Annotated in this window: 9 protein-coding genes; 5 read left to right on the forward strand and 4 right to left on the reverse strand. The window is 70.7% G+C overall.

Annotated features, from left to right (window positions below):
• The first annotated feature begins 53 nt into the window (after positions 1-53).
• The 3 genes from QNO21_RS06180 to sucB all read left to right on the forward strand — a co-directional run bounded on the left by QNO21_RS06180 (position 54) and on the right by sucB (position 4747).
• Positions 54-1526, forward strand: coding sequence for a leucyl aminopeptidase (locus QNO21_RS06180; RefSeq protein ID WP_257518908.1), 1473 nt, complete (start codon positions 54-56; stop codon positions 1524-1526).
• A complete protein-coding gene (gene lpdA / locus QNO21_RS06185) occupies positions 1526-2896 on the forward strand; it encodes a dihydrolipoyl dehydrogenase (protein ID WP_257518909.1) in 1371 nt (456 codons plus the stop codon). Before QNO21_RS06180 ends, lpdA begins: the two co-directional genes overlap by 1 nt.
• A gap of 63 nt (positions 2897-2959) precedes the next feature.
• Complete coding sequence (gene sucB, locus QNO21_RS06190; RefSeq protein WP_257518910.1) at positions 2960-4747, forward strand: 2-oxoglutarate dehydrogenase, E2 component, dihydrolipoamide succinyltransferase; 1788 nt, start codon at positions 2960-2962, stop codon at positions 4745-4747.
• 12 nt (positions 4748-4759) lie between these two features.
• On the opposite strand, the gene QNO21_RS06195 is transcribed toward sucB, so the two are convergent.
• A complete protein-coding gene (locus QNO21_RS06195; protein ID WP_257518911.1) occupies positions 4760-6100 on the reverse strand; it encodes a hypothetical protein in 1341 nt (446 codons plus the stop codon).
• Positions 6101-6217: 117 nt separating this feature from the next.
• Between QNO21_RS06195 and QNO21_RS06200 the strand changes: the two genes are divergently transcribed.
• The gene (locus tag QNO21_RS06200) at positions 6218-6928 is read left to right on the forward strand and encodes a DUF4191 domain-containing protein (protein WP_257517166.1); all 711 of its coding nucleotides are present in this window, start codon (positions 6218-6220) and stop codon (positions 6926-6928) included.
• 15 nt (positions 6929-6943) lie between these two features.
• On the opposite strand, the gene QNO21_RS06205 is transcribed toward QNO21_RS06200, so the two are convergent.
• A complete protein-coding gene (locus tag QNO21_RS06205; RefSeq protein WP_257518912.1) occupies positions 6944-7366 on the reverse strand; it encodes an RDD family protein in 423 nt (140 codons plus the stop codon).
• Between the two features lie 130 nt (positions 7367-7496).
• On the opposite strand from QNO21_RS06205, the gene glnA reads away from it, so the two are divergent.
• On the forward strand, positions 7497-8921 hold the full coding sequence (gene glnA, locus QNO21_RS06210) for a type I glutamate--ammonia ligase (protein WP_257516200.1): 1425 nt from the start codon (positions 7497-7499) through the stop codon (positions 8919-8921).
• Between the two features lie 276 nt (positions 8922-9197).
• On the opposite strand, the gene QNO21_RS06215 is transcribed toward glnA, so the two are convergent.
• Complete coding sequence (locus QNO21_RS06215) at positions 9198-9740, reverse strand: GNAT family N-acetyltransferase (protein ID WP_257518913.1); 543 nt, start codon at positions 9738-9740, stop codon at positions 9198-9200.
• Positions 9741-9749: 9 nt separating this feature from the next.
• Positions 9750-12749: a bifunctional [glutamine synthetase] adenylyltransferase/[glutamine synthetase]-adenylyl-L-tyrosine phosphorylase gene (locus QNO21_RS06220; protein WP_257516199.1), complete on the reverse strand. Its 3000-nt coding sequence runs from the start codon at positions 12747-12749 to the stop codon at positions 9750-9752.
• Positions 12750-12753 lie beyond the last annotated feature (4 nt).

Consider the following 12753-nt stretch of genomic DNA (forward strand, 5'->3'; position numbering starts at 1 on the left):
ATGGCTGTCGTGACGCCCGCTGACAGCGAACACGGCCGACCTAGGATGGTGAAATGCCTTTCCCTGAGCTCGCACACAGCACCCTTCCGCTGACCGAGGCGCAGGCAGATGCCCTCGTCCTCGCGCTTCCTCCGCTGGATGCCGCCGGCGATGCGCTTGACGCATGGCCCGGCCTGGCATCCGCCCTCGCCGCCTTCGCCTTCACCGGCGCCGCGGGCGCTCAGCAGCGCGTGTTCCTCCCCGAGGTCTCGGCCCTTCCGCTGATCGTTGTCGGCACGGGCGACGCCCCGGATGCCGCTGACGTGCGCGACGCGGTCGGCGCGGTGCTGCGCACCACCACCGGATACGAGACGCTGGCTGTCGCCGCGCCGCTCGCGGCGGCGGAGCTGTGGCGCGCCGCGGCCGAAGGCGCGGTGCTGGGCGGTTACCAGTTCGACGGATACAAGAGCGACCCCGGAAAGCGGCGCGCCACCCGCGTGATCGTGCACACCTCGCAGGCGCTGACCGAGGCCGATCTCGCCGAGGTGACCGCCATCGGCGAAGCCGCCGCGCTGGTGAAGGACCTCGTGAACACCCCGGCGGAGTGGCAGTCGCCCGCGCAGCTCGCGGACAGCGCCGTCGAATCGGTGGCGGAACTCCCCGTCACCGTCACCGTGCTCGACGAGAAGCAGCTGCAGGAGCAGGGTTTCGGCGGCATCCTCGGTGTCGGCCAGGGTTCCGCGCGGCCCCCGCGTGTCGTGCGTCTGGACTACGCCCCCGAGGGCGCCGATCGTCACGTTGCCCTCGTGGGCAAGGGAATCACCTTCGACAGTGGCGGGCTGTCGCTGAAGCCCGCGGCCAGCATGGTCGGGATGAAGTACGACATGTGCGGTGCGGCCGTCGTGCTGGCCGTCGTCCGCGCCGCGGCCGCGTTGAAGATGCCGGTGCGGGTGTCGGGATGGCTCTGCATCGCCGACAACATGCCCTCGGGTCAGGCGACCCGCCCGGGCGACGTGCTGCGCATGCTCGACGGCACGACGGTCGAGGTGCTCAACACCGACGCCGAAGGCCGACTGGTGATGGCCGACGGCCTGGTGGCCGCCAGCCGTGAGCACCCCGACGTGCTCGTCGACGTGGCCACGCTCACCGGCGCCGTCATGGTCGCGCTCGGGACACGTCACACGGGTGTGATGGGTGAGGATGCCGCGGTGCAGGCGTTCCTCGACGCCGCCGCCCGTGCCGGCGAGGATGCATGGCCCCTGCCGCTCCCCGCACATATGGAAGAGGAGCTCGACTCCCCCATCGCCGACATGCAGAACGCCAAGATCGGCGATTCCGCGGGCGGCACGATGTTCGCCGGGCTGTTCCTGCAGCGGTTCGTCGGCCGCGTCTCCGACGCCCCTGATGCCGAGCGCATCCCCTGGGTGCACCTGGACATCGCCGGCTCCGGATGGAACAAGGGAGCCGCCTTCGGCGCGACCGACAAGGGACCCACCGCTGCCGCGGTGCGCAGCCTCATCGAATTCGTCGCCGCGGGAGGACGCTGATGGCCGAGCACACCTCGGATGTCGTGATCCTCGGCGGCGGCAGCGGCGGGTACGCCGCCGCCCTGCGCGCGGCCGAGCTCGGCAAGAGCGTCGTGCTCATCGAGAAGGACAAGCTCGGCGGCACGTGCCTGCACCGGGGGTGCGTTCCCACGAAGGCGCTGCTGCACGCGGGCGAGGTGGCCGACTCGGCCCGTCATGCCGCGGCGGTGGGTGTGCGCGCCTCGCTCGAGGGAGTCGACGTCGCCGGGGTCCGCGCGTACCGGGAAGCCATCGTGGCGAAGAAGTTCGCGGGCCTGCAGGGGCTCGTCGCCGCCCGCGGCATCACGGTCGTCTCCGGCACCGGCCGGCTGACGGCCGACCGTGCCGTGCAGGTGGGCGACGACCTCTACCGCGGCGGCGACATCGTGCTGGCCACAGGCTCGTACAGCCGCACCCTTCCGGGGCTCGAGATCGGCGGCCGGGTCCTCACCAGCGAGCAGGCGCTCGAGCTCGACGAGGTCCCGGCGCACGTGGTGATCCTCGGTGGCGGCGTCATCGGCGTCGAGTTCGCCAGCGTCTGGCGCTCGTTCGGTGCAGAGGTGACGATCGTCGAGGCGCTGGATCACCTCGTGCCCACTGAGGACATCGCGCTGAGCAAGGCGCTCGAGCGGGCGTTCCGCAAGCGCGGCATCGCATCACGCCTGGGCGTGCGTTTCGCCGGCGTGGCGCAGACTCCCGATGGCGTGACGGTTCGGCTCGAGGACGGCAGCGAGCTCGAGGCGGACTACCTGCTGGTGGCCGTGGGCCGCGGCCCGGTCACGGACGGACTGGGGCTCGAGGATGCCGGCGTCGCGCTTGACCGCGGGTTCGTTGTGGTCGACGAGCAGCTGCGCACGGGTGTTCCCGGAATCTGGGCTGTCGGCGACATCGTCGCGGGCCTGCAGCTGGCGCACCGCAGCTTCCAACAGGGCATCGCGGTCGCCGAGCGCATCGCCGGACTCAGCACCGTGATCGTCCCCGACTCCCAGGTTCCTCGGGTCAGCTACAGCAGCCCCGAGGTGGCATCCGTCGGTCTCAGCGAAGCCGCCGCGCGCGAGGCGCACGGCGACGCGGTGGTGACCTACGAGTACAACCTCGCCGGCAACGCCCGCAGCGAGATCCTCGGGACGGCCGGCATCGTGAAGGTCGTTCGCCTGGCTGACGGACCGGTGATCGGCGTGCACCTGGTCGGCGACCGCGTCGGGGAACTCATCACCGAAGGACAGCTCGCGGTGGGATGGGAAGCCCACCCCGAGGACATCGCGCCCTTCATTCACGCGCATCCCACCCAGAGCGAGGCGCTCGGCGAGGCCTTCCTGGCCCTCGCGGGCAAGCCGCTGCACGCACGCTGACGCGCCAAAGCGCCCAGGCAACTAAGCTGGTCGAGAATTCGCCATCAGAAGGAGACAAAGCTCATGAGCACTTCCGTGGTCCTCCCCGCGCTCGGCGAGAGCGTCACCGAGGGAACGGTCACCCGCTGGCTCAAGCAAGTCGGGGACACGGTAGAGGCGGACGAGGGTCTGCTGGAAATCTCCACCGACAAGGTCGACACCGAGATCCCCTCGCCGGTCAGCGGCGTCATCGAAGAGATCCTCGTGCAGGAGGACGACACCGTCGAGGTCGGCGCGGTGCTGGCGAAGATCGGTGACGGTTCCGGTGCTTCGGCACCCGCCGCCGAGGCGCCCGCCGCAGAGACCCCCGCCGCCGCGGCCACCGCGCCCGCCGCGGCCCCCGCGGCCGAGCAGCCCGCGCCCGCCGAGCAGCCCGCCCCGGCTGAGCAGCCCGCCCCCGCGGCAGACACCGATACCTCCGACGCGAAGGACGTGCTTCTTCCCGAACTCGGCGAGAGCGTCACCGAGGGCACCGTCACCCGCTGGCTGAAGCAGGTCGGCGACGAAATCGCCGTCGACGAGCCGCTGATGGAGATCTCGACCGACAAGGTCGACACCGAGATCCCGTCGCCGTACGCCGGCACCCTCCTCGAGATCCTGGTCCAGGAGGACGAGACCGTCGAGGTCGGTTCCGCCCTGGCCCGCATCGGCTCCGGCGCGCCGGCCGCGGCGCCGGCGCAGCAGGACTCGGCGCCCGCCGCAGAGGCTGCGCAGGAGGCTCCGGCCCAGGCGCCCGAGGCTTCCGAGGCTCCCGCCCAGCAGGCTCCTGCCGCCGAGGCTCCCGCCCAGCAGGCTCCTGCTCCGCAGGCAGCTCCCGCCGAGGCTGCCCCGGCTCAGCAGCAGGCTCAGGCGACCTCGCCTTCGCTCTCGGTCGCTGCCGACGACGACTCGCTCACGTACGTGACCCCGCTCGTGCGTCGCCTGGCGCAGCAGCAGGGCGTGGATCTGTCCACGGTCAAGGGCACCGGCGTGGGTGGTCGCATCCGCAAGGAAGACGTGCTCGCCGCCGCCGAGGCTGCAGCCAAGCCGGCCGAGTCCGCTCCCGCTGCAGCGGCGGCGCCCGCCGCTCCTGCGGCTCCGGCGCTGGAAGTGTCGCCGCTGCGTGGCACGACCCAGCCGATGTCGCGCCTGCGCAAGGTGCTCGCCGAGCGTGCCGTCGCGTCGATGCAGCAGACGGCGCAGCTGACGACGGTCGTCGAGGTCGACGTCACCAAGCTGGCGAACTACCGCGACAAGATGAAGGGCACGTTCCAGGAGAAGACCGGCGACAAGCTGTCGTTCCTGCCGTTCTTCGCACTGGCCGCGGCCGAGGCGCTCAAGGCGTTCCCCGTGATCAACTCCACGGTGGACGGCGACAAGATCGTCTACCCCGCCAGCGAGAACCTTTCGATCGCTGTGGACACCGAGCGAGGACTCCTCACCCCGGTTCTCCGTGACGCCGGTGACAAGACCATCGCCCAGATCGCCCACGAGATCGCCGACCTCGCGTCTCGCACCCGCAACAACAAGCTGAAGCCCGACGAGCTGGCCGGCGGCACGTTCACGCTGACCAACACCGGATCGCGCGGCGCGCTGTTCGACACCCCGGTGGTGTTCCTTCCGCAGACGGCGATCCTGGGTACCGGCATCGTCGTGAAGCGCCCGGGCATCGTGTCGGTGGACGGAAAGGATGCCATCTCGGTGCGCTCCTACGTCTACCTCGCACTGTCGTACGACCACCGTGTCGTCGACGGCGCCGACGCTGCGCGCTTCCTGGGTGCGGTCAAGGCACGCCTGGAGGCGGCGGACTTCGAGGGCTCCCTCGGAATCTGACCCCGGCACCTCTCACAGCTGATCCGCGACGTCGTAGGCGTCGCGGATCAGCCATGTGTGGCCGGCGTCGACGATGACCAGCAGGCGATCCGGGGCGACCCCCTCCGCCGACACGCGCAGGACCGCCACTCCCCCGTAGTCGTCGACGAGCGTGATCTGGCGCTCGGCGGGCGGCAGTGCGAGCACGCCCTCGATCGCAGGCCGTCCCGGCGACTCCCGCAGCGCGCTCAGGCAGGCGTCGTCGACGCACGCCGCGGCGGCGGCGAGCAGGGCCTCGGCGGCCGCGACCGGATCGCCGGCCGGCGTCGGGGTCTGGGTCGGGGCCTGCGAAGGGGTGTCTGTCGACAGCGGGGCGCCGCGCGTCCCGGGCGTAGGCGCCGTCGCCGTCGCGGGGCCGTCATCCGAGGGCCACAGCAACCCGCCCGCCAGGACGATGCCAGCGACCACGCATCCCGCCAGCATCGGCCTGATGCGCGTCGCCCGCGTGCCGGCGGAGACGCCGGCGGTCGCGGGTGGCCTGCCGACGGGGCGCCTGGCCGGCCGTGCCGCGCGTCGTGTCGCCCGCCGCTCCCGGCGCTGCCGCCACCTTCGCCGCAATTCCTCGCCCGCCTGCGCGACCTGCTCGGCGACCTCGCTGTCGACGTGGCGCTCCACCGCGCCTCGCAACGCTGCACCCGCACCCGCACCCGCGCCGGGTCGCGCCGTGACCGAGACCGTGAGTGCTCGGGCTGGTCCGGGAAGGGCGGTCAGCAGCGGCGCCGCCTGCGCCGCCGCGAACAGGGCGTCCTCGGCGCGCTCGAGGGCGTCTCGAAGCGGATCTTCGAGGGCAGCGCCCGCTGCCCGCAGAGCATCGGCGAGCCCGCCCTGGGCGTCGGCGCACATCAGACCCAGGATGTGGCGCGAGGCATCGGCGACCGGGGTCGTGCCGCCCAACGCGAGGACGGGGCGGCCTTCATCGGTCACCCACCACTGGCCGCACGCACCCGGCCCGGCCTCGTCGGTGCCGCGCAGCACGCTCACCGCGACGGTCACGCACTCCCCTGCCGAAGGCGGGACCTGCGCCTCTCGTCGTTCGTGAAGCACGTGGTCCAACCTGCCGTGACACAGCGCGAACACCGCCTCGTGGCCGGACGCGGTGCGCACGACCTCGCTCGGCGCGAGGATGTGGCCGTCGGGCTCCGCGCGCCACACCGCGGTGCCCTCGAGCAGGTCAACGTCGACATGCAGGGCGCTGTGCCCGTCGTCGTGTCGCACGATGGTGCCCGGCCAGGGTGCTCCCTCCCGCACGACGCGGAGCACCGCCCCGCCTCCGGGGAGGGGCGTCGACCCGACGAGGCGTGCGTCGCTGTGCATGCGACGAGTCTGCGCGAGCGTCCCCTCGGCGGGACGGCTGGAGGCGGCATCCGGGGATGCATCGCCGTGACGCAGTCCTGTGCAGGAGACGAGGTGGCGAAAGGTAGGCTGGAGGGTATGGCCGCACGCACGCCCGCACCAGAGAAGCGCCCGGGTTTCTTCTCCCAGATCAAGTCGCTGTTCGTCTTCACCAAGAACGTCTATCCGTGGCTCGGATGGGTCCTGATCGGGATCATCGTGCTGGGCATCGCGCTCGGCATCCTGGTCGGATTCCTGATCCCGCCCTTCGCCGTCTGGAGCGTCATCCTCTGGGGCCTCAGCGGTCTCATGGCCGGTTTCCTCGGCGCGATGATCACGATGACGAGACTGTCGACGCGTGCGATGTACCAGAAGCTCGACGGGATGCCGGGTGCAGCGGGTCACATCCTCTCAACCGGCCTCGGTCGCAAGTGGCAGGCCACGGAGATGCCCGTCGGCGTGAACCCCAAGACCCAGGATGCGGTGTATCGAGTGATCGGTCGCGGCGGTGTGGTCATCGTCGGTGAGGGGTCTCGCGGTCGCCTCACGCGGCTGGTCGCCGACGAGCGCGCCAAGGTGCAGCGCGTGGCATCCGGCGTGCCGGTGACCGTGCTCTACGTCGGCCACGGCGAGGACGAGGTGCCGATCTCGAAGCTGGCATCCACCATCAAGGCGCTGCCGAAGAAGATCGACCGGGCGACCATGGCCGCCGTCATCAAGCGCGTGGACTCGGTGTCGAAGTCTGTGACGTCGCTGCCGATCCCCAAGGGCATCGACCCCACCAAGGTGCGCGCGCCCCGTCCCCGCTGAGCGGGCGTCGGGGTCTCACCCGCGGACGAGCACCGTTCCGGCGGCCTTGTCGTGAAGACCCCGCTGGTCGGCGTCCCAGATCGCGGCGGGGATGACGATCACCAGCAGCAGCGTGCGCACGATCGGACGCCACAGCCCCGGCCAGCCACCGGTGGCGAGGTTCACCCGCATGCCGAGCAGGCGGTGCCCCGGGCTGCCGCCGAGCGTGGGGATGAACAGCACCTGCAGAACCGCGAAGATCGACAGGATCAGCAGGGGTGGCGCGGAGTAGTCCCCCGACGTGGCGAGCGTGATCGCGATGGCGATGATGTAGGCGCTCGTGTAATCGATGAAGAGCGCTCCGACGCGACGCCCCAGCGGGGCGATACTCCCCGGTCCGTCGGCGGGAAGACCCAGCCGCTCGCCGGGATAGACGTTGTCGACAGGCGTTTCGGGCACGTATCAAGCCTAACCGGCTCCACGTAACACGCCCGAAACACGGGAGATACTGCAGGGCAACCCCCTCGGGATAGGTTCGATAGTGCCCGTCCCGACGGGTCCCGACACAAGCCCCACCTTTGGAGAGCGCATGTTCCGTGATTCATCAGAGGTGCTGAAGTTCATCCAGGACGAGGACGTCAAGTTCCTCGACATCCGTTTCACGGATCTTCCCGGTGTGCAGCAGCACTTCAACATCCCCGCATCCACGGTCGACGAGGAGTTCTTCACCGTCGGCCAGCTGTTCGACGGATCGTCGATCCGCGGCTTCGCGAACATCCACGAATCCGACATGCAGCTGATCCCGGATGTGTCGACGGCGTACCTCGACCCGTTCCGCGAGGCGAAGACGCTGATCATGATCTTCGACATCTACAACCCGCGCAACGGCGAGATCTACGCGAAGGACCCCCGTCAGGTCGCCAAGAAGGCCGAGAAGTACCTCGCCTCCACCGGCATCGCCGACACCGCGTTCTTCGCGCCCGAGGCGGAGTTCTACATCTTCGACGACGTGCGCTACGAGGTGAAGCAGAACTCGAGCTTCTACCACGTCGACTCCGAGGAGGGGGCCTGGAATTCCGGTCGCGTCGAAGAGGGCGGCAACCTCGCCAACAAGACGCCCTACAAGGGCGGCTACTTCCCCGTCAGCCCCGTCGACAAGCAGGCCGACCTGCGTGACGACATCTGCCTGCGTCTGATCGACTCGGGCCTTCACCTGGAGCGCTCGCACCACGAGGTGGGCACCGGCGGTCAGGCGGAGATCAACTACCGCTTCGACACGATGGTGCACGCGGCCGACGACATCCTGAAGTTCAAGTACATCGTCAAGAACACCGCGCTCGAGTGGGGCAAGGTCGCGACCTTCATGCCCAAGCCCCTCTTCGGTGACAACGGCTCGGGCATGCACACCCACCAGTCGCTGTGGCTCGAGGGCAAGCCGCTCTTCTACGATGAGAAGGGCTACGCGCAGCTCTCGGACCTCGCCCGGTGGTACATCGGCGGCATCCTGGCGCACGCACCCGCGCTGCTGGCGTTCACCAACCCGACGCTGAACTCCTACAAGCGTCTGGTCAAGGGCTACGAGGCGCCGGTCAACCTGGTCTACTCGGCCGGCAACCGCTCGGCCGCCATCCGCATCCCGATCACGGGCTCGAACCCCAAGGCCAAGCGTGTCGAGTTCCGTGCGCCGGACGCCTCGGGCAACCCCTACCTCGCCTTCGCGGCGCAGCTGATGGCGGGCCTGGACGGCATCCAGAACCGCATCGAGCCGCACGAGCCCGTCGACAAGGACCTCTACGAGCTGCCGCCCGAGGAGGCCAAGAACATCCCGCAGGTGCCGAACTCGCTGCTCGACTCGCTCGAGGCGCTGCGTGCCGACCACGAGTTCCTCACGCGCGGCAACGTGTTCACGCCCGAGCTCATCGAGACGTGGATCGAGTACAAGATCGAGAACGAGATCAAGCCGATCGCGGCCCGTCCGCACCCGTTCGAGTACGAGCTGTACTTCGGCGTCTGACGCACCAGCGCACACAGGAGCCCCTCCGGGTCACGGCCCGGGGGGTTTCTGCTGTCTGCGGCGGCATCACGGGCGGGTGGGGACGGGTCCTGGGTCGTCGCTGTGCACAACGTCGGCAATCTCCCGCCTGGGCGGCCTCTCCGGTCAGGTTTTCGCCGCCGGGCGACCCGGATCGGCGACGGTGTGCGCGTCGGGCTGCGGCACCTCGAGGGAGCATGCGCAGGCCACGCTCGCGCACGCGCGTTGTGGCGTCTCCAGCGACACCGTCGCCGGGACTCAGCGGATGCCGTTGCGGGCGCTGCGCCGCTCGATGAGCATGGTGTCACGCCAGCTGCCGGTGTGCCGGCCGGCACCGGCGCGGGCGATGCGTTCACGGCGACCCACGATGCGGAACCCGGCCGCTTCGTGCAGGCGCAGGCTCGCGGCGTTCTCGGGGAACACGCTGGCCTGGATCGTCCAGACGCCGGCGGCATCGGCGGCATCGACGAACGCGCTGAGCAGCAAGCGGCCGACGCCGCGCCCGCGGGCGGCGCGCAGGACGTAGACGGAGTGCTCGACGACCCCGCGGTACGCCTCACGGGCCGACACGGGCGCCGCCGCGGCCCAGCCGAGCACTCGGCCGTCGTCGTCCACGGCGACCAGACGCATCTCGGACAGCTTTCCGGCGTCGAAGTCGTGCCATGACGGCACACGGGTCTCGAACGTCGCCTCGCCGTCCTCGATGCCTTCGCGATAGATCTCCGCCACCTCGGGCCAGTCCCCCGGTGTCATGGCGCGGATCGTCGTCACGGACCCACCCGACTCCCGTGCTGCGCTCATGATCCCCACTCAGCCGTAGAAGAGCTTCTCGAACACGCGCCGGGCACGGCGGGCGGCGCCGAGGTAATCCTCTTCGACCTGCGTCGCCGAGCGGGGCGGATACTCCAGCAGCCGCCCGATGCCGTCCAGCCGCCGGCGGTCGGTGGGCAGGATGTCGCTCGTCTGACCCGACAGCAGGGTGTTGGCCGACCGCAACCGGCTGGCCAATCGCCACGCGTGGGCGAGACGCTCGGCCGCGGCCTGCGGCACGAGACCGGCCTCCACGGCGGCGGCCAGCGCCGTCATCGTCGAGGTGGTGCGCAGCCCTGCGATCTCGTGCCCGTGCTGCAGCTGCAGCAGCTGCACCAGCCACTCCACGTCGCTGAGCGACCCGGGGCCGAGCTTGAGGTGCCGGGATCGGTCAGCGCCCTGCGGCAGACGCTCGTTCTCGACGCGGGCCTTGATGCGTTTGATCTCCCGCACCGCCTGCTGATCGACGGATGCCCGATAACGCACCGCATCGGCCATCTCGGTGAAGGCGGCGATGAGCTTCACGCTGCCGGCCACACCGCGTGCGCGCAGCAGAGCCTGCGCCTCCCACGACACCGACCAGCGGCGGTAGTACTCCTCATACGCCTCGAGCGAGCGCACGAGCGGGCCGTTGCGCCCCTCCGGGCGGAGGTCGGCGTCGAGGTCCAGCGGAACCCGGTTGTCCTCGGAGTGGGCGCGCAGACCCGCCACGAGCTTCAGCGCCAGCTCGTGCGCCCGCTGCGGGTCGACGCCGTTGGCGCGGTAGACGTAGAGGACATCGGCATCCGACCCGAAGCCGAGCTCCGCGCCGCCGAATCTGCCCATCGCGATGACCGAGAAGTCCAGCTCGTCGTCTTCGGGCGGCACGACCTCGCGGCGCACCGCCCGCAGCGTCGCCTGGATCGTGACCTCGGTGACGGTCGTCAACGCGTGGGCGATCTGCTCGATCGACAGATCCTCGAGCATGGATGCCATTGCCAGGCGCAGCAACTCCCTGCGGCGCAGCGCCCGCACGGCGCGCATGGCATCTTCGATGGTGCGGTGCCGGGCCTGTATCGCCCGCGCCTCTTCTTCGAGCACCACACCCGCGCGCGGGCGCAGCTGCTCGCCGGAATCGAGCCAGGCCACCGACTCGGGAATCCACTCCATCAGCTCGCCGACGTAGCGCGAGCCCGACAGCACGTGGGTGAGGCGTTCGGCCGCGCCCGACGAATCCCGCAGCATGCGCAGGAACCAGGGGGTGTCCCCCAGTCGCTCGCTGATGCGGCGGAAGGCGAGGAGGCCATAGTCCGGATCGACGCCGTCGGCGAACCAGCGCAGCATGACGGGGATGAGGTGCCGCTGGATGGCGGCCTTGCGGCTGATGCCGCTGGTGAGCGCTCCGATGTGACGGAGGGCGCCCGCGGGATCACGGAAACCGATCGCAGCGAGCCGATCGTGCGCCTGCGCGGGCGACAGCCTCTGCTCTTCGGCGGGGAGTGCCGCCACGGCCGACAGCAGCGGCTTGTAGAACAGCCGCACGTGGATCTCCCGCACCTCGCGCTTGACGGATTCCCAGAGGGTCCAGACCGCGTCGCCGGTTTCGGCCAGGCGCGAGGCGCGGGCGAGCTCGCGCAGGCCCTCGGGCGTGCGGGGCATGAGGTGGGTGCGACTCAGTCCACGCAGCTGCAGTCGATGCTCCAGCACCCGCAGGATGCGGTAGTCGCGGCCGAACACGCCCGCGTCGGTGCGCGCGATGTAGCCCTCGGCCACCAGCGCGTCGAGGGCGTCGAGGGTGCCCCGCTGCCGAATCGCTTCGTCGGCGAGCCCGTGCACCAGCTGCAGCAGCTGCACCGTGAACTCGATGTCGCGGATGCCGCCGGGGCCGAGCTTCAGCTGGTACGGGACGTCGTCCGCCGGAATGTGCTCGGTCACGCGCTCGCGCATGCGCTGCACGCTGTCGACGAAGTTCTCCCGCGCGGCGCTCGTCCAGATCTTCGGCTGCACCGCGGCGACGTAGCGCGCGCCGAGGTCGGCGTCGCCGGCGAGGGGCCGTGCCTTGAGCAGCGCCTGGAACTCCCAGCTCTTGGCCCACCGGTCGTAGTACGCCAGGTGCGAGTCGAGGGTGCGCACGAGCGCGCCCTGCGTGCCCTCGGGGCGCAGGTTCGCGTCAACCTCCCACAGCGGCGGCTCCGTCTCGACGCTGGAGACGCCGCGCATGGTCAGCACCGCCAGCCGCGTCGCGATGTCGATCACGCGGCCCTCGCCGAGGTCCGACACGACGGTGTCATCACCGTCGCCGACGAAGATCACGTCGACGTCGCTGACGTAGTTGAGCTCGCGGGCCCCGGCTTTGCCCATTCCGATGATCGCCAGCTGCGTCGCCGCCACGTGCTCCCGCGAGAACAACCCGGGACCGGTCGGCCCCGTCACCCGGGTGCGCGCCACGCACAGCGATGCTTCCAAGGCCGCACCCGCGGCATCCGCCAGCGCTGCGGCGACCGGGGCGAGCACCTCTTCGGGCGCGGGGCTGCACAGGTCATACACGGCGATGCGCGCGAGCATGCGCCGGTAGCGCACGCGCAGGGCGACCCACGCCGCCTCGTCGCCCGCCGCGGCGAACCCGTCCACCGCATCCACCGACTGCAGCAGGCTCTGCCGCAGCTCCGTCGCGGTGGGAAGCACCTCGGCGGTCACCGGCAGGTGCGCGAGTTCCCCCGGATGCCGCAGGTAGAACTGGCCGAACCCCGTCGAGGCGCCCAGCAGGGTCCAGGCGGATCGCGCCGCGCCGCGCGGGGCGAAGAGCGCGCGCACCGGCTCGGGGTCGCGTCGTGCGATGCGGGCCAGAGCGTCGAGCGCGCCGTTCGGGTCGGCCGCGATCTCGGCGTCCGCGCCGATCTGGGCCCGGCTCAGGCCGAGGCACTCCTCCAGCTCACCGAAGAGCTGATCCGCTTCGGCGAGACGGGTGAACCCCTGTCGCGCCAGAGCGGTGAGAGCCGACGACCGTTCGCTCGTGGACATGGGC

Origin of the sequence: Microbacterium sp. zg-Y818, from assembly GCF_030246905.1 — a bacterium.
Lineage (GTDB): Bacteria > Actinomycetota > Actinomycetes > Actinomycetales > Microbacteriaceae > Microbacterium.

Bases quoted from the DNA above. Each gene is read 5' to 3' on its own strand.
- QNO21_RS06180 (WP_257518908.1), top strand. From the start codon at position 54: ATGCCTTTCCCTGAGCTCGCACACAGCACCCTTCCGCTGACCGAGGCG.
- lpdA (WP_257518909.1), top strand. From the start codon at position 1,526: ATGGCCGAGCACACCTCGGATGTCGTGATCCTCGGCGGCGGCAGCGGC.
- sucB (WP_257518910.1), top strand. From the start codon at position 2,960: ATGAGCACTTCCGTGGTCCTCCCCGCGCTCGGCGAGAGCGTCACCGAG.
- QNO21_RS06195 (WP_257518911.1), bottom strand. From the start codon at position 6,100: ATGCACAGCGACGCACGCCTCGTCGGGTCGACGCCCCTCCCCGGAGGC.
- QNO21_RS06200 (WP_257517166.1), top strand. From the start codon at position 6,218: ATGGCCGCACGCACGCCCGCACCAGAGAAGCGCCCGGGTTTCTTCTCC.
- glnA (WP_257516200.1), top strand. From the start codon at position 7,497: ATGTTCCGTGATTCATCAGAGGTGCTGAAGTTCATCCAGGACGAGGAC.
- QNO21_RS06215 (WP_257518913.1), bottom strand. From the start codon at position 9,740: ATGAGCGCAGCACGGGAGTCGGGTGGGTCCGTGACGACGATCCGCGCC.
- QNO21_RS06220 (WP_257516199.1), bottom strand. From the start codon at position 12,749: ATGTCCACGAGCGAACGGTCGTCGGCTCTCACCGCTCTGGCGCGACAG.